Annotated in this window: 14 protein-coding genes; 2 read left to right on the top strand and 12 right to left on the bottom strand. The window is 71.6% G+C overall.

Annotated features, from left to right (window positions below):
• Positions 1-35: 35 nt before the first annotated feature.
• Positions 36-2,396 (top strand): 1,4-alpha-glucan branching protein GlgB, encoded by a 2,361-nt coding sequence (glgB, locus tag BEP24_RS07750; RefSeq protein ID WP_253181627.1) that lies wholly within the window; start codon positions 36-38, stop codon positions 2,394-2,396.
• Positions 2,397-2,564: 168 nt separating this feature from the next.
• On the opposite strand, the gene BEP24_RS07745 is transcribed toward glgB, so the two are convergent.
• Together BEP24_RS07745 and BEP24_RS07740 are read right to left on the bottom strand one after the other, a co-directional pair.
• A complete protein-coding gene (locus BEP24_RS07745) occupies positions 2,565-3,581 on the bottom strand; it encodes a tetratricopeptide repeat protein (protein WP_065962029.1) in 1,017 nt (338 codons plus the stop codon).
• Complete coding sequence (locus BEP24_RS07740) at positions 3,578-5,311, bottom strand: hypothetical protein (protein WP_065962027.1); 1,734 nt, start codon at positions 5,309-5,311, stop codon at positions 3,578-3,580. Before BEP24_RS07740 ends, BEP24_RS07745 begins: the two co-directional genes overlap by 4 nt.
• A gap of 205 nt (positions 5,312-5,516) precedes the next feature.
• Here BEP24_RS07740 and BEP24_RS07735 point away from each other — a divergent pair, with 205 nt between their 5' ends.
• Positions 5,517-7,373: a hypothetical protein gene (locus BEP24_RS07735; RefSeq protein WP_065962025.1), complete on the top strand. Its 1,857-nt coding sequence runs from the start codon at positions 5,517-5,519 to the stop codon at positions 7,371-7,373.
• A 129-nt stretch (positions 7,374-7,502) separates the two neighbouring features.
• Here BEP24_RS07735 and BEP24_RS07730 read toward each other — a convergent pair whose 3' ends face one another.
• The 10 genes from BEP24_RS07730 to BEP24_RS07685 all read right to left on the bottom strand — a co-directional run bounded on the left by BEP24_RS07730 (position 7,503) and on the right by BEP24_RS07685 (position 16,254).
• On the bottom strand, positions 7,503-8,243 hold the full coding sequence (locus BEP24_RS07730) for an alpha/beta family hydrolase (protein WP_065962023.1): 741 nt from the start codon (positions 8,241-8,243) through the stop codon (positions 7,503-7,505).
• Positions 8,240-8,542 (bottom strand): hypothetical protein, encoded by a 303-nt coding sequence (locus BEP24_RS07725; protein ID WP_065962021.1) that lies wholly within the window; start codon positions 8,540-8,542, stop codon positions 8,240-8,242. The genes BEP24_RS07730 and BEP24_RS07725 overlap by 4 nt, the downstream gene beginning before the upstream one ends.
• Before the next feature lie 12 nt (positions 8,543-8,554).
• On the bottom strand, positions 8,555-9,511 hold the full coding sequence (locus BEP24_RS18035) for a lytic transglycosylase domain-containing protein (RefSeq protein ID WP_253181624.1): 957 nt from the start codon (positions 9,509-9,511) through the stop codon (positions 8,555-8,557).
• Between the two features lie 60 nt (positions 9,512-9,571).
• Positions 9,572-10,129, bottom strand: coding sequence for a DivIVA domain-containing protein (locus tag BEP24_RS07715; RefSeq protein ID WP_065962019.1), 558 nt, complete (start codon positions 10,127-10,129; stop codon positions 9,572-9,574).
• 119 nt (positions 10,130-10,248) lie between these two features.
• On the bottom strand, positions 10,249-11,244 hold the full coding sequence (locus BEP24_RS07710) for a phosphatidate cytidylyltransferase (RefSeq protein ID WP_065962018.1): 996 nt from the start codon (positions 11,242-11,244) through the stop codon (positions 10,249-10,251).
• Complete coding sequence (frr, locus tag BEP24_RS07705; RefSeq protein ID WP_065962015.1) at positions 11,244-11,798, bottom strand: ribosome recycling factor; 555 nt, start codon at positions 11,796-11,798, stop codon at positions 11,244-11,246. The genes BEP24_RS07710 and frr overlap by 1 nt, the downstream gene beginning before the upstream one ends.
• 47 nt (positions 11,799-11,845) lie before the next feature.
• The gene (gene pyrH, locus BEP24_RS07700; RefSeq protein WP_065962014.1) at positions 11,846-12,565 is read right to left on the bottom strand and encodes a UMP kinase; all 720 of its coding nucleotides are present in this window, start codon (positions 12,563-12,565) and stop codon (positions 11,846-11,848) included.
• Positions 12,566-12,720: 155 nt separating this feature from the next.
• Positions 12,721-13,548, bottom strand: a complete 828-nt coding sequence (gene tsf, locus BEP24_RS07695) for a translation elongation factor Ts (protein ID WP_065962012.1) — start codon at positions 13,546-13,548, stop codon at positions 12,721-12,723.
• Positions 13,549-13,628: 80 nt separating this feature from the next.
• On the bottom strand, positions 13,629-14,525 hold the full coding sequence (gene rpsB, locus BEP24_RS07690; protein ID WP_065962010.1) for a 30S ribosomal protein S2: 897 nt from the start codon (positions 14,523-14,525) through the stop codon (positions 13,629-13,631).
• Positions 14,526-14,811: 286 nt separating this feature from the next.
• The gene (locus BEP24_RS07685) at positions 14,812-16,254 is read right to left on the bottom strand and encodes a sugar porter family MFS transporter (RefSeq protein WP_065962008.1); all 1,443 of its coding nucleotides are present in this window, start codon (positions 16,252-16,254) and stop codon (positions 14,812-14,814) included.
• Positions 16,255-16,462 lie beyond the last annotated feature (208 nt).

Here is a 16,462-nt window from a genome sequence, read left to right as displayed (position 1 = left end):
GGTACGAGCCGCGCGTCTCCGCCCCCGGTGAGGACCTGCCGGGCGCCCCGTCAGCCCCCGGTGAGCGCCCCGACCGTGGCGTCGCCGAGTCCGCGACCCTCGGCGGCCGGGCGAGCGCGCCGGCGAGTGCGCCCACGCCCGACCCCGCGTCGAGCGGGTCCGCCACCACCGGACCGCAGCAGCCGTCGGGCACGCCCGCGTCGACCGCCACCTCGCCGGACGGGCCGCGCCCGGCGCCGGTCGAGGACTGGCTCCGCCAGCAGGTCGCCGAGGGTCGCTGGTCCCAGCCGCACGACGTGCTGGGCCCGCACCCGGTCGACGGCGGCACGAGCGTCCGGGTCGTCCGCCACCTGGCCTCGGCCGTGCGGATCGTCCGGCCGGACGGCGACGACGTCGAACTCACGCACGAGGGCGACGGCATGTGGGCGGGTGCCACCGCCGGCACGCTCGGCCGCTACCGGGTCGAGGCCGACTACGACTTCGACGAGTCCACCGACGCCGACGACGCGACGTGGACCACGGACGACGCGTACCGTTTCGCGCCGACCATCGGCGAGCTCGACCTGCACCTGTTCGGCGAGGGCCGCGACGAGCAGCTCTGGCAGCACCTCGGCGCGCACGTCCGCACCGTCGACGGGGTCGACGGCGTCGCCTTCACGGTGTGGGCACCGCGGGCCACCGCGGTCCGGGTGATCGGCGACTTCGAGGGCTGGGAGGGACGCACCACCGCGATGCGCCGCCTGGACGACCTCGGCGTCTGGGAGCTGTTCTGGCCGGGCGCGCTCGTCGGGCAGCGCTACAAGTTCCAGATCCTCACCGACTCCGGCTGGGTCGAGCGCGCCGACCCGTTCGCCCGCCGCACCGAGGTCCCGCCGCTCACCGCGTCGGTCATCACCGCGTCCGACTACACGTGGTCCGAGGGCGACGCCGCGTGGATGGAACGACGGGCGCAGTCGACGACCCACGACGCACCGATGAGCGTGTACGAGGTGCACCTCGGCTCGTGGCGCCCCGGCCTGTCGTACCGCGAGGTCGCCGACCAGCTCATCGGGCACGTGCAGCACCTCGGGTTCACGCACATCGAGTTCCTGCCCCTCGCCGAGCACCCGTTCGGTGGCTCGTGGGGCTACCAGGTCACCGGGTACTACGCCCCGACCGCACGGTTCGGCACCCCGGACGACCTGCGCTACCTCATCGACCGCCTGCACTCGGCGGGCATCGGCGTCATCATGGACTGGGTGCCCGGCCACTTCCCGAAGGACGAGTGGGCGCTCGCCAAGTTCGACGGCTACGCACTGTTCGAGCACCCGGACCCCCGCCGCGGCGAGCAGCTCGACTGGGGCACGTACGTGTTCGACTTCGGGCAGCCGCAGGTCCGCAACTTCCTCGTGGCGAACGCCCTGTACTGGTTCGAGGAGTTCCACATCGACGGGCTCCGCGTCGACGCCGTGGCCTCGATGCTCTACCTCGACTACTCGCGGACCGACTGGCTGCCGAACATCCACGGCGGGCGCGAGAACCTCGAGGCGATCTCGTTCCTGCAGGAGACCAACGCCACCGCCTACAAGCGCTACCCCGGCATCGTGATGATCGCCGAGGAGAGCACCTCCTGGCCCGGCGTCACCCAGCCGACGAGCGCCGGCGGCCTCGGCTTCGGGCAGAAGTGGAACATGGGGTGGATGCACGACTCGCTCCAGTACATCGAGCGTGACCCGGCCCACCGCGCGTACCACCACGACGAGATCACCTTCTCGCTCGTCTACGCGTTCAGCGAGCAGTTCACCCTGCCGATCAGCCACGACGAGGTCGTGCACGGCAAGGGTTCGCTCTACGGCAAGATGCCCGGCGACGAGTGGCAGAAGCTCGCGAACCTGCGCGCCTACCTCGCGTTCATGTGGGCGCACCCGGGCAAGCAGCTGCTGTTCATGGGCCAGGAGTTCGCCCAGCCGTCGGAGTGGTCCGAGGCGCGCGGGCTCGACTGGTGGCTCCTCGACGACCCGGGCCACCGTGGCGTCCAGGACCTCGTCGCCGCGCTGAACCGCGTGTACACGGACAGCCCGGCGCTGTGGACGCACGACTCCTCCCCCGAGGGGTTCGAGTGGATCGAGGGCGGCGACGCACCGCACTCGACGCTCGGGTTCCTGCGGAAGGACGGCGACGACCGGATCGCCGTGTTCGTGAACTTCTCGGGCGTGCCCGTCGAGCGGCGCTTCGGCCTGCCGAGCGCCGGCGAGTGGCACGAGGTCCTCAACACCGACGCCGTCGAGTACGGCGGCTCGGGTGTCGGCAACCTCGGGTCGGTCACCGCCGACGAGACGCCCTGGGCCGGCCGCCCGGCGTCGGCGCACCTGGTGGTGCCGCCGCTCGGTGCGGTCTGGTTGCGGCTGGCCGGCTGAGTCGGTCGCCCCTGGTGGGGCGAGGGCGGACGGGAGGCGCGGTGCCGGTCGGTACCGCGGCTCCCGTCCGACCGGAGGTCGCGTCCGGCGACTGCGCGCCGACGGGCCGAGTCCGGGAACACGAGACGCCCCCGTTCCCGGGGGCGTCTCGTGTGTGCGCTCGGCCGATCAGTACAGGGCGCTCGCCAGACGCCGGCGTGCGGCGACGACCCGGGGGTCGTCGCCCCCGACGAGCTCGAAGTACTCGACGAGCCGGAGTCGGAGGGCCTCGCGCTCGGCCCCGAACACCGTCGGCACCAGGTCGAGCAGGCGTCCGAAGGCGTCCTCGACGTGTCCGCCGCTGATGTCCAGGTCGGCGACCGCGAGCTGCGCCACGACGTCCTGCGGTCCGGCGGCGGCTGCGCTCCGGACCTCGTCGGCCGACCGGCCCGCGAGACGGTCGAGCAGCGACACCTGCGCGAGGCCGGCCACGGCCATCTGGTCGTTCGGGTCCTGCGCGATCGCGGTCTTGTACTCCTGGACCGCCGCGGCGTAGTCACCACGCTCGATGGCGTCGTACGCGGCCTGGTGGTGCGGGGGCAGCGGCTCCGGCTCGGCGTCGCCCTGCGGCTCGGCTCCGCCCTCGACGGCGGACTGGCCGTCCACGCGCACGCGGCCCGTGACACCGTTCTGCTCGGCCGCCGCGACGACCTGCTCGAAGACGTCGCGCACCTGGGCCTCGGGCAGCGCGCCGACGAAGAGCCCGAGCGGACGTCCACCGATGACGGCGGCCACGGTCGGGATCGACTGCGCCTGGAAGGCCTGGACGAGCTGCGGGTTCGTGTCGGCGTCGACCTTGGCGAGCACGACGCGACCGTCGTACTCGGCCGTCAGCTGCTCGAGGACCGGGGAGAGCTGCTTGCACGGCCCGCACCACTCGGCCCAGATGTCGACGATGACCGGGACGACCGTGGAGAGTTCCACGATGTCCTGGAAGGTCTGGTCGGTGACGTCGAGGACGAGCGACGGGACCGTCGGCGTGCCCTGGTCGGAGTCGCTGCCCGGAGCCGACGGCGCGACGGGCTGCCCGGCGCCCGCGGGCGGCGTGCCCGGGGCGTTCTGGGCCGGGCGCTGCGCACGCTCGACGAGGGACGACAGGTCGACGGCTCCGCGGAGACCGGACGGGGTCGGGGGGACGTTGGTCATTGCACCTCACTCGCGGCGGTCAGGCCCTGCGTGAAGCCGAGCAGCACCACCTTGTCATCACTGCCCACGGGGGGCACGGAGAAGAGCAGCTGCACGCTGTAGGTCGCGCTGATGCCCTTCGTGCTGGAGTTCACACCGGACAGGGCCTGGACGGCGCCCTGGGTGTTCACCTCGGCGCCGGCGGCCGTCGGCGTGACCTTCTCGATCTCGTCGAGGTCGGCGGACACGAGCGCACCGGCTCCGTCGGTCGCGATCGCGATCGCGCTGTCGTCGGGGACCTCGGACGAGTACTCGATCTTCGCGGTGTCCGGCAGCCCTTCGGCCTTCTTGTCCTTGTACGCCTTGCCGATGGTCGAGCGCAGGCCGTCGCCCTCCGACTCGAACAGCGACGCGGAGTCGCTCTCGGAGTCCTTGGCGAGGACGTCGCCGTAGGCCTTCGCGATCTCGTCCGGCGCGATGCGGAGCAGCTTGGTGTCGCCGGCGAGCCGGGCAGCCCCGACCGACGTCGGCGCGAGGCTCGGGATCTGCGCCGCGGCCTCGAGCGACACGTCGTAGGCGACCTTGTAGTCGTCCCGCGCGCTCGCCTGCACGAGCGTGAGCGCCTGCGGGGCCGTCTTCGCCTGGCAGTCCTCGGCCACGACGGTGAAGACCGTGCGTGGCCACGTGTCGGTCTGCTGGGGCAGGGCGACGCAGACCTCCTTCGCGGAGATCGCCGGGGGCGCCTCTGCCTTGTCGTCCTTGGCGCGGATCGCGTAGTTCGCCTTGCGGAGGTCGAGCGCCGCACCCGTGAACCGCGACTCGAGCATGCTCGCGTCCTTCGCGGCGTCGGCCTTCGCGGCGACGTCGGCCACACGCTCGACGATGCGGGAGATCTGCTGCTTCGACGCCGCGGTCGGGGCTGCCGCGGTCGCCGCGGTCGCCGAGGCGCTCGGGGTCGGCGTCGCCGCGCCACCGCCCTGCGGCCAGTAGTCCGACGAACAGCCGGCGAGGCTGAGCGCACCGACGAGCACGATCGGGACGACCAGGAACGGACGGCGTCCGCGTCGACTCGGCCTCGGCACCTGTGCACCGGCGGCAGCGGCACGGCGCGAGGCGCGCACGCGCGGCGGACGGGACCCACCGCTCCGACGACGCGGACCCCGGCCGCGGCGCTGGTGCAGGAACGCCCAGACGAGCAGGGCGAGCCCGCCGACCAGGAACAGGCCGCCGCCCACGAGGAGCGGTCCGACCGACGGCGTCGCGGTGTCCCGTGGCCAGGTCACGGACACGTCGGTGGGTGCCGCCGAGGACCCGTCGCCCAGGATCACGACGGAGACGTCGGACGGGAGCCGGACGGTGAACTGCCCGGCGCCCTGCCACTCCTGGTACCAGAGGTCGCTGCCCGACGGGTCCGGGACGGAGCGGGCGCTGCCGGTGGTCTTGCCGACGAGCCGGTCCTGCTCGGCGTCGAACCGCAGCGTGGTGTGCTTCGCGTCGCCGATCCAGGCCTGGACGTCGCTCGTCCGGCCGTACGCCGCGAACACGTCGCCGGAGCCGGAGACGTTGATGCGCTGGTACCCGGGGTTCGCGTTGAGCGTGGACCCCGGGATCACCGTCACCGGGACCTCGGCCTTGCTGGTCGACTGCGCGACGAGCGACGCGGGTGGCGCGAAGACGGTGCGTTGGCCGACAGCGAGCCCGACGAGCAGCAGACCGATGACGAAACTGACGATCGCCAGGACGAATCGCACGGATCTTCTCCCTACCGCGCCGGGGTGGGGGATGTCGGCGCGCGAATCAGCGCCTCAGGATAGCGAGGCACGCTGGAAGTCGCATCCCCGTGGGGTCGTGACGGCGGCACGAGGCCCTGTGGAGGACTCAGGGTGGGGCGCCGGACCGCCGCTAGGATCGTCGCGGGCCAAGGGCTGGCCCTCCGCCGACCCCCAGGAGCGACACGTGGCGAACGACGAGGCCGAGTTCGGATCCGAGCTGCGCGGGTACCGCCGCGACGACGTCGACCGGGCCCTCAACGAGCTGCGTCGCGAGCTCATCAAGTCGAACAACGACCGGGCCGAGGCCGCCAAGGAGATCCGGCTGCTGCAGACCCGGGTCTCCGACCTGCAGAGCGAGCTGGACGAGGCGGGCACGCCCACGTACAGCGGACTCGGCACCCGGCTCGAGTCCACCCTCCGCGTCGCCGAGGAGCAGTCGACCCGCCTGATCAGCCAGGCGGACATCGACGCGCAGCGACTCCGTGCAGCGAGTCGCGCCGAGTCCGACCGTCTGCTGCGCGAGGCGCGCCAGGAGGCCTCCGAGACCCTGGAGGACGCCCGCAGCCGCGCCACCGACGAGCTGACCCGCGCCCGCGCCGAGTCGGCCGACACCATCGAGCGCGCCCGCGCCGAGGCCGGACTGCTGACCCAGGACGCCCGAAACGAGGCAGCAGCCGTCCGCGGTGCCGCCGTGACCGAGGCGGCCGAGGTCCGCTCCGTCGCGATCCGTGAGACGAACGCCCTGCGGGCACGCGTCGAGCACGAGGTCGCCGAGCTCCGCGAGGCAGCGCAGCAGGACGCCGCCGACGCACAGACCGCCGCCGCCGCGCTCGACCGCGAGACCGAGCACCGCCGCAGCGTGTTCGAGGCCGAGCACACCCGCCGCACCGACGACCTCGACCGCGAGGAGACCGATCGCCGCGCCGCACTCGAGCGCGAGGTCACCGAGGGCCGCGCCGCGTGGCAGCGTGAGCGCGACGAGCAGCAGCGCGAGCACGCCCTGGCGCTCGAGACCGGCCGCGCCGAGCTCGAGTCAGAGATCGCCCGTCGCCGCGCCGAGCTCGACGCCGAGGTCGGCGACCGTCGCCGGGTCCTCGACGAGGAACTCGCGGCCGCCCGGGCCGAGTGGGAGCGCGAGCTCGCCGGTGCCCGGACCGCGCTGGAGCAGGAGCTCGCAGCCGCCCGCGCACAGCTCCGCGTCGACGAGGAGCAGACCGCGGCCGAGAACGCCCGGCGTGTCCAGGAGACCACGGAGCGCATCGAGCGCGAGCTCGCGCAGCACGCCGAACGGATCGAGCGGGAGCGCGCCGAGGCCGACGCCGCGACCGAGCGGGCCGCCCGCGAACACGCCGACGAGCTCGCAGCCCGCCGGGAGCGCGAGCACACCGAGGTCGACGTCGAGATCGCCGAGCGCCGTCGCGCCGAACTCGCCGACCTCGAAGCCGAGCGCGCGGCACTCCAGCAGGAGGTCGACACGATGCGGGCCGTCCTCGCGAAGGAACGGGACGAGGTGCGTGCCGAGATCGCCCGCGAGCGCGAGGACGCCGCGACCGCGCTCGAGACGGAGATCGCCGCCCGACGCGACGACGCCGAGCAGGACTACCTGCAGAAGCACCGCGAGACGGTCGCCGAGACGCAGAAGTACCTCGACGAGGCCAACCTGCAGCTGTCCGAGGCCACCCGCCGCGCCGCCGAGGCGCGGGAGCGTGCGGAGCGCCTGCAGCAGGAGGCCGACGACCTCGAGCGCAGCAGCACCGCCGAGGCGCAGGAGCACGCCCGGACGATCATCAGCGACGCGCAGGCACGGGTGCACCGCATGGTGGCCGACGCCGAGGAGCGCACCGCCGCGATCGTCGCGGAGTCCGAGGATCGGCTCGCCGCGATCCGCACCGAACGCGACGCCGTGGCGGGCTACCTCGAGAACCTGCGTGGCGTGCTGACCCACGCGACCGGGCTCATGGCCGCGGTCGACCAGGACGGCACCGGCGGCGCAGCCACCGACGACGACCACGACCACGACCACGACGCGGACGGTCGCTGACGCGCCACTGACGGACGCCGCTGCGCGGTGACCGGCCTGGAGGCGCACCACGCGCCTCCAGGCCGGCCCGCGTCCCGACGTGGTCCGCGGAGTCGTCGGGCAGCTGCGGTCGTCAGGCAGGTGCGGGCGTCAGCGGGCGATGTCGTCGTCGACGTGCGTCGGCAGCGGCGCGCTGCCCGGCACGACGAGGTCGGCGACGGCGTCGAGCACCGTCCGCACGTACCGCTCCCCCACCCACAGGTGCTTCGCGCCCGCCACGGGGACCACGCGGACGTTCGGTGCGACGGCGAACCGGCGCACCGCCTCGTCCGGCTGCAGGAAGTCGTCGTGCTCGGGGACGAGGGCGAACACCGGGACGTCGACGGAGGCCCACCGGGCCAGCTCCGCGTCGGTGGTGCGGTGCAGCGGCGGCGAGAGCAGGACCACTCCGGCGACGTTCCCGGCCGCGACGTGTTCGAGCCCGTGCTTGAGCGCGACCTCGGTGCCGAACGACCACCCGACGAGCCACGGCGTCGGCAGCCCCCGGGCGACGACCTCGTGCACGGCCGCGCGGAGGTCGAAGCCCTCCGACTCCCCCTCGCCGAACGTGCCCTCGGAGGTGCCGCGGGGCGACGTCACGGACCGGAAGTTGAACCGGAGCACCGCGATGTCGGCGAGCTCGGGCAACCGGGCGGCGGCCTTCTTGAGCACGTGCGAGTCCATGAACCCCTGCGCGGTCGGCAGCGGGTGCAGGGTCACGAGCGTCCCACGGGCGGGTCGCCCGAGGGGCTCCGCGAGTTCGCCGACGAGGGTGAGGTGGTCGTCCGTGACGAGCTCGACGTCGGTGCGATGCGCCGGCAGTTCCGTCCCGGACCGGATCTCGGTGCTCATGCGATGCTCCAGCAGTGGTTGTGCCAGTGACGGCGTGACGCCAGGTCGGCTTCGTCGCCGAGCACGCCGTCGGCACGCCAGACGACGACGTGGGCGGTCCCGGGCAGGACGGTGCCACCGCACCCGGGGCAGACGTACTCCTTCTGGGCGGAGGCAGCCGAGACGGGCTGGACGGTGAAGGTCCGACCGCGCCGGACCTCGGTCCGCTTCCACCCGGACATCAGGCGGTCAAGACCGACCTCGTCCTCAGACTCGGGAACCGCACCGCGGGGACGCCGCGGTCGGTTGCTGCGCGGCACCCCCGGGACCGATCAGTACCAGTTGAGCCGCTGGCTGTGACCCCACGCGTTGCAAGGCGTGCCGTAGACACCGGAGATGTAGTTGAGGCCCCAGGTGATCTGCGTGGCGGGGTTCGTCTGCCAGTCAGCACCGGCCGACGCCATCTTGCTGCCGGGGAGCGCCTGCGGGATGCCGTACGCACCGCTCGGGTTGTACGCGTTGACGCGCCAGCCCGACTCCTTGTTCCAGAGCGAGACGAGGCAGCTGTACTGGTCGGAGCCCCAACCACGGGCGGCGACGAGCTGCTGCGCGATGGCCTGCGCGCTGCCCGGGTTCGGCGTCGCCGCTGCGGGTGCGACGGCGTTCGACGGGGTGATCTTCTGCTTCGCCGCCGCGGCGCTGTCGGTCGCGTCGTCGGTCGCCTCGACCGGCGGGGCCGCGACCTTCGGGGCCGGCACGGTGACGCCGTACTCGTCGCGCGACACGTCGAACGCGGCGTACGTACCGTGCGTCGAGTACTGCTGGGGAGCGACCGGCGCCTTGACGAGCACGGGCGCGGTGACCGCGGCCTGGGCGACGTCGGGCTGCATCGGGTTGAAGAGCGAGCCGCCGACGAACCCGAAGACCGCGAAGAAGGACAGCGCCGGGATCGTCGCGCGAGACCGCATGAACGACCCGACCGATCGCTTCGGCGCGGTCCGTGCCACGGTCACCCGAGCGGACGGGGTGGCTCGACGCTGGGCGACGACGCGGTGGTCGACGACCGTACGCGGGACGGAGCCGGTGGTCGCGGTGCGCTCCTTGCGAGCGGGTGCGCTCTCGGGTGCCGCCGGGATCGAGGCCGTCACGGCCTGCGGTGCCGTGTGGATGACCGCGTGCTCCGAGGTGCGGAGTCGGTCACGTGCCGCGCGGCGCTCACCGACGACCGGACGGTCGAGGTGGTCGCGGGTGCCGCGGTCTTCGCTGAGGTCTGCCGTGTGCCTGCCCATGAGTCCGTCCAGGATAACGGAATGGTCACGCGATGAGAAGCACCGCCTGCCAGCGCGTCGTCAGCGGACGGCGAGCATGACCTCGACGACGGCGTCGAGCAGTGCGTCGACCTGCGCTTCGCGGTAGCCGCCGTGCTTCGGGCGGAACACGACCGAGCGGACCTCGGTGAGGCTCAGCGGCTTGCCGTCGCGGAAGTACCCGGCCAGGCGCTGCGCGAACGCGTCGACGTCCTTCGGGTGGTAGCCGGTGCCGAGCGGGCTCGTGCGGGCGAACCGCTGTCGGTCCGGACGTTCGAGCCGGGCCACCACGTCCGAGGCCTTGGTGCGGGCTTCGGCGTACCACGCCTTCTTGCCGACGTCGGCGATCTCACGCTCGCGCTCCCGGGCGGCGAAGGCGTCCTCGAGGCGTTCGAGGGCGGCGTCGACGTGGGCCGTCGAGTACCCGCCCTTCTTCATCGAGAAGGCCGTCGCGCGGATCTTCGCTGCCTCGATGCCGGGAGCGGTGTCGGCGGCGGTGTACGCGCGTCGGGCGTCCTCGAGGAACCGGTCGACCTCGTCGACGTCGTACCCGAGGGCTTTCCGGTCTGCGGTGGGGAAGGTGGTGGCCACGGGCGACATTCTGCCAGCACTCGACCATGGGGCTGGCTGGACGCGCCTCACGCCACCCTGTCAGTGCACGACGGCGACGCGACCACGGGGAGCGCGTGCGCGCGCGACCGAGGCCCTGCGGCAGCTCGTCAGTGCACGACGACGAGGAACAGCCCGTACGCGACCGCGGCCGACGGCAGGATGCTGTCGATCCGGTCGAGGAGTCCCCCGTGCCCGGGCAGGAAGGACGAGATGTCCTTGATCCCGAGGTCCCGCTTGATCATCGACTCGGTGAGGTCCCCCAGCGTCGCCGACCCCGAGATGAGGACGCCGAGGACGATGCCGGTCCACCACGGCAGACCGAGCATGAGCCAGACGACCAGGATGCCCATGACGATGCTCGCCGCGACGGACCCCGCGAAGCCCTCCCAGGTCTTCTTCGGGCTGATCCGCGGTGCCATCGGGTGCTTGCCGAGGTTGAGCCCGGTCGCGTAGGCACCGGTGTCGACGGCCACGACGACGAGGATGAAGGCGATGACCCAGAGCTCGCCGCGGGGCTGCGCCGAGAGCAGGACGATGCAGGCGCCGAGCACCGTGATGTACGCCTGGACGAACAGCCCGTTCGTCAGGTCCCGCGCGACGTGCCCGGCCGGGGGCTTCTCGCGTTCGACCGCGACCTCGACGAGCCGCCACACCACGATGAGCAGGATGCCGCCGAGCACCGCGAACAGCGCCGCGACCTGACCGCCGAGGAACGCGGCCGGCACCATGCCGACCGCCGCCACGACGCTCGGGATGCGCGGGACGTCCCGGCCGGCAAAGCGCATCGCACTCGCGAGTTCGTACACGGCGACGCCGAGCAGGAACGCTGCGACGACCATGAACGACGGCTTCCACAGCAGGAGCGACCCGAGCATGACGACCGCGAACGCCAGGGCGATGGCGATCGCGGCCGGCAGGTTCCGCCCGGTCCGCGCCGTGAGTGCCTCGTTGCGCGCGCCGAACTCAGCCTTGCGCTGACGGAGCTGCGCTTCGAAGTCGGCGCGCGCCGCGCGGGCACGGGCGTCGAAGTCCTGACGGAGCCCCTTCTTCGCGGACGGGCGCGGTTGCGTGGGGCGGTCGCCGCCCGGGTCGGGGAGACGCATCAGACCTCGAGGAGTTCGGCTTCCTTCTTCTTCAGCGCGTCGTCGATCTGGTCGACGTGCTTCTTCGTGAGCGACTCGAGGTCCTTGTCGCCGCGGGCGATCTCGTCGTCGGAGATCTCACCCTTCAGCGCGTCGAGGTCGTCCTTGGCACGACGACGGATGTTGCGGATGACGACCTTGTGGTCCTCGCCCTTGCCGCGCACGAGCTTCACGAACTCCTTGCGACGGTCCTGGGTGAGCTCCGGGATCGTCACGCGGACGATCTCGCCGTCGTTCGTCGGGCTCGCGCCGAGGTTCGGGAACGTCGCTATCGCGCGCTCGATCTCCTTCAGCGCCGACTTGTCGTACGGCGTGACGATGAGCGTGCGGGCCTCGGGCGTCTGCAGCGACGCCAGCTGCGCGAGCGGCGTCGGCGTGCCGTAGTAGTCGACCGGGATCTTCTGGAAGAGGGCGGCGTTGATGCGTCCGGTACGGACGGTCGCGAAGTCGTCCTTGGCGACGTCGACGGCCTTCGCCATCTTCTCGGTGGCTTCGGTCAGGACATCACTGATCACGGTGGTTCTCCTTCGGTACTGCTGTCGAGTCTAGTCAGCGGCCGGGGTCAGTTGCTGACCACCGTGCCGATCCGCTCCCCGCGGATCGCCGCCGCGACGTTGCCGGCGCCCTCCATGCCGAACACGTGCATCGGCATGCCGTTGTCCATGCAGAGCGAGAAGGCCGTGGCGTCGACGACCTTCAGCCCCTGCAGCAGGGCGTCCTGGTAGGTCACGTGGTCGAGCTTCTCGGCGCTCGTGTCCTTCTTCGGGTCGGCGGTGTAGACCCCGTCGACGCCGTTCTTCGCGACGAGCACCTCGTGCGCGTCGATCTCGAGCGCGCGCTGTGCGGCCACGGTGTCGGTCGAGAAGTACGGCAGGCCCGCGCCGGCACCGAAGATGACGATGCGGCCCTTCTCGAGGTGCCGCTCGGCGCGCCGCGGGATGTACGGCTCCGCGACCTGGGTCATGCTGATCGCGGACTGCACGCGCGTGGCGGCCCCGGCCTGCTCGAGGAAGTCCTGCAGCGCGAGGGCGTTCATCACGGTCCCGAGCATGCCCATGTAGTCGGCACGGCCGCGGTCCATCCCGCGCTGCGACAGCTCGGCACCGCGGAAGAAGTTCCCGCCGCCGACCACGATCGCGACCTCGACGTCCTGGGCGGCCGCGGCGATCTCCTTCGCGATGGTGCCGATCACGTCCGGGTTCACCCCGAGCGACCCGGCTCCGAAGGCCTCCCCCGACAGCTTCAGCAGGACCCGGCGGCGTCCGGTCTTCTCGTTCGTCATGTGGCGCACCCTTCGTCGAATGTCTCGTGGGAATCTACCCGGCCGCAGCCGGTCCGGCGGAGGCGGGTCGCGCCTCCAGGCCGGGTGCGCGCCCCTCGGCGCGCGAAAACGGGGCCAGGAACCGGTTCTCGGTTCCTGACCCCGTCACGGGTTCGTTACGCGCCGACCTTGACGCGGGCGAAGCCCTGGATGGTGATGCCGGCGTTCTCGGCGGCCTTCGCGACGGACAGCTTGTTGTCCTTCGCGTAGTCCTGCTCGAGCAGCGCGACCTGCTTGCGGTAGGCGTTGAGGCGACCCTCGACGATCTTCGGGAGGGCGGCCTCCGGCTTGCCCTCCTCGCGCGTGATCGCCTCGACGGTCGCGCGCTCCTTCTCGATCGCCTCGGCCGGGATCTCGTCGCGGGTGAGGTACGTCGGGTTCGCGAACGCGACGTGCTGCGCGATCGAGCGGGCCTCGGCGGCGTCGGAGCCCGAGTAGGCGATGACGACGGCGATCTGCGGCGGCAGGTCCTGGCTGGTCTTGTGCAGGTAGACCTCGAAGGCGTCGCCCTCGACACGGGTGACCGTGCGGAGCGCGAGCTTCTCGCCCAGTGCGGCGGCGGCCTCGTCGATCGCCTCGGCGACCGTCTTGCCGTCGAGCGGCGCGGCGTTGCCGGCCTCGACGTCGGACGCGCCGGCGGCGGCGACCGCGGCGACGACCTTGTCGGCGAGGGTGGTGAACTTCTCGTTCTTCGCGACGAAGTCGGTCTCGCTGGCGAGCTCGACGACGGTGGCGGCGCCACCCTCGGTCGACGCCACGACGACGCCCTCGGAGGTCGCACGGTCGTCGCGCTTGGCGACGGCCTTCGCGCCCTTGATGCGGAGGAGCTCGACGGCCTTGTCGTAGTCGCCGTCGGCCTCGACGAGCGCGTTCTTGGCGTCCATCATGCCGGCCCCGAGGTCCTCACGGAGCTTCTTCACGTCAGCAAGGCTGTAGTTGGCCATTGGCTGGAGTCCTTTCTGGACTGGAGTTGTGGAGAGAGAAGGAGGGGGCGCCGAGCCGACCGGCCCGGCGCCCCCGGATGTCACTCGGCGGGGGTGGCTTCGGCGTTCTTGTCGGCCTCGGCGATCGGCTCGCCGATCTCCTTCGCGGCGACCTGCGCGTCGGCGTCGTTCTCCTCGACCGGGGTCTCGGCGACCGGCGCGGCGTCGGCTGCCGGAGCGGCCTGCTCGCCACCGAGGAGCTCCTGCTCCCACTCGGCGAGGGGCTCGGCCTCTTCTTCGTCGCCACCGTTGTGGCGGGTCTTCAGGCCCTCGGCCGCGGCGTCGGCGACGATGCGGGTGAGGAGGCCGACGGAGCGGATCGCGTCGTCGTTGCCCGGGATCGGGTACGTGATCTCGTCGGGGTCGCAGTTGGTGTCGAGGATGCCGATGACCGGGATCCCGAGCTTCTGCGCCTCGTCGACGGCGAGGTGCTCCTTCTTGGTGTCGACGATCCAGAGCGCGCTCGGGGTCCGCGTGAGGTTGCGGATACCACCGAGGGTCTTGTGGAGCTTGTCCAGCTCGCGCTTCTTGATGAGGAGCTCCTTCTTGGTGAAGCCCTTCGTCGTGTCGTCGAAGTCGATCTCCTCGAGCTCCTTCATGCGCGCGAGACGCTTGGAGACCGTCTGGAAGTTCGTGAGCAGACCGCCGAGCCAACGCTGGTTGACGTACGGCTGGCCGACGCGGGTCGCCTGCTCGGCGATGGAGCCCTGGGCCTGCTTCTTGGTGCCCACGAAGAGGATCGTGCCACCGTGCGCGACCGTCTCCTTGACGAAGTCGTACGCGCGGTCGATGAAGGCCAGCGACTGCTGCAGGTCGATGATGTGGATGCCCGAGCGCTCGGCGAGGATGAAGCGCTTCACCTTCGGGTTCCACCGACGGGTCTGGTGTCCGAAGTGGACGCCGCTGTCGAGCAGCTGGCGGATGGTGACGACGGCCATGCCGTCCCTCCTTGTTCTCGGCGCACGGCTGTTGGGCCGTGAGCACGGTTGCGGTTGTTGTCGGTCCCGACCGGTGGTCGGGGCCCCTGGCGCCCTGTCCGCACGGCCGCCCGCTCGTGGGAGCGGGACCGGTGGCCGGTGGACGTGCCGTTGGATGAGCACAGTGGACGCGCGAAGTCAGCGCGCTGAGCGCGCTGCGGGAGTCATGTTAACAGACGGGAGGCCCGGATCACGCACGCCGATCGGCGTGGGTGATCCGGGCCTCCCGTCCGGCGACCGGCGTGGGTCAGGCCTTGGCGTCGACCGTGTCGCCCTCGGCCGTGATGCCCATCTCCTCGAGCGAGCGACCCTTCGTCTCCGGGATCTTGGCGATCACGAAGAACAGGGACACGAGCGCGAAGAGCGCGTAGATGCCGTAGGTCACCGTCAGGTTGAAGCCGGAGAGCACCGGGAACGTGATCGTGACCACGAAGTTGGCGATCCAGTTCGCGGCCGAGCCGACGCCGAGCGCCGTCGCACGGATGCGGTTCGGGAACATCTCGCCGAGCAGGACCCACATGAGCGGGCCCCAGGTCGCACCGAACGACACGACGAACAGGTTCGCGAAGACGAGGGCGATGATGCCCCACGCGCCGGGCAGCTGCGGTGCACCGTCGACGATCGCGGCCTGCGAGAACGCGACCGCGACCATCGTGAGCGAGACGAACATGCCCGCGGAACCGGCGACGAGCAGCGGCTTGCGGCCGAGCTTGTCGACGCTGAAGATCGCGATGAAGGTGACGGCGACGTTGACGATCGAGGTGATCGTCGAGATGAGGAACGAGTCCTCCTCCTTGAACCCGACGGCCTGCCAGAGCGTCGTCGAGTAGTAGAAGATCACGTTGATGCCGACGAACTGCTGCAGGACGGCGAGGATGATGCCGACCCAGACGATCGGCTGCAGGCCGAAGCGGTTGCCCCGGATGGAGCCCTTCTTCTCCTTGGCCTCCTTCTCGATGCCGTCCTGGATCTCCTCGAGGCTCGTGTTCACCGTGTCGCGCGGGACGATCTTGCCCATCACGTCACGGGCGTCCTCCTTGCGGCCCTTGGCGAGCAGGAAGCGCGGGGACTCCGGCAGCGTGATGGCCAGGACGCCGTAGACGACCGACGGGACGACGCCGACGAGGAACATCCAGCGCCACGCGGCGAGACCGAGCACCTGCTCCGACGCGCCACCGGCGGTGACGGCGAACAGCTGGTCGGACAGCAGCGCGGCGAAGATGCCGAGCGTGATCGCGAGCTGCTGGAACGATGCCAGGCGGCCGCGGATGGCCTTCGGGGAGACCTCGGAGATGTAGGCCGGCGCGATGACCGAGGCGGTGCCGATGCCGAGACCGCCGACGAGGCGCCAGACCACGAGGTCCCACGTCGCGAACGCGAAGGCGCTGCCGATCGAGGACACGAAGAAGAGCACGGCGGCCCAGAACATGACGCGCGTGCGACCCCAGCGGTCGGCGAGGCGACCGGCGAAGTAGGCGCCGAAGGCACAGCCGATCAGGGCCGAGGCGACGGCGAAGCCGCTCGCTGCCTCGGTCAGGCCGAACTCGCCCTTGATCGCGTCGACGGCTCCGTTGATGACGGAGGAGTCGAATCCGAAGAGGAAGCCGCCGACAGCCGCCGCGATGGCGAACAGGGTGACCTTCCCCTTGAACGCACGGTCCTCGCCGTGCTGGGTGGACGTGTTCGACACGATGCTCCAGGTTCTTGCCGCCGTGCTGGGTGGCGCACGGTGCCCCGGCGGTCGGCAGGTTCGCCGTCCGAGCGGCGTTGCGTGGTTCCGGAGCGACCCAGACTGTACCCCCACAGCGGGCCCGGGGCACAACCGGCCGTGCGCCGGTCGGCAGGACGCGCGTGTCCCGTCCTCCACAGGCCTGGAGGCGCGGCCCGCCGTCCACAGG

It is taken from the genome of Curtobacterium sp. UCD-KPL2560, from assembly GCF_001705035.1.
Lineage (GTDB): Bacteria > Actinomycetota > Actinomycetes > Actinomycetales > Microbacteriaceae > Curtobacterium.
Note: the sequence above shows the minus strand (reverse complement) of the source record. Positions and strands in the feature narration are given on the sequence as shown.

Coding starts and splice junctions, on each gene's coding strand:
- BEP24_RS07745 (WP_065962029.1), bottom strand. CDS start 3,581: ATGACCAACGTCCCCCCGACCCCGTCCGGTCTCCGCGGAGCCGTCGAC.
- BEP24_RS07730 (WP_065962023.1), bottom strand. CDS start 8,243: ATGAGCACCGAGATCCGGTCCGGGACGGAACTGCCGGCGCATCGCACC.
- BEP24_RS18035 (WP_253181624.1), bottom strand. CDS start 9,511: ATGGGCAGGCACACGGCAGACCTCAGCGAAGACCGCGGCACCCGCGAC.
- BEP24_RS07715 (WP_065962019.1), bottom strand. CDS start 10,129: ATGTCGCCCGTGGCCACCACCTTCCCCACCGCAGACCGGAAAGCCCTC.
- BEP24_RS07710 (WP_065962018.1), bottom strand. CDS start 11,244: ATGCGTCTCCCCGACCCGGGCGGCGACCGCCCCACGCAACCGCGCCCG.
- pyrH (WP_065962014.1), bottom strand. CDS start 12,565: ATGACGAACGAGAAGACCGGACGCCGCCGGGTCCTGCTGAAGCTGTCG.
- tsf (WP_065962012.1), bottom strand. CDS start 13,548: ATGGCCAACTACAGCCTTGCTGACGTGAAGAAGCTCCGTGAGGACCTC.
- rpsB (WP_065962010.1), bottom strand. CDS start 14,525: ATGGCCGTCGTCACCATCCGCCAGCTGCTCGACAGCGGCGTCCACTTC.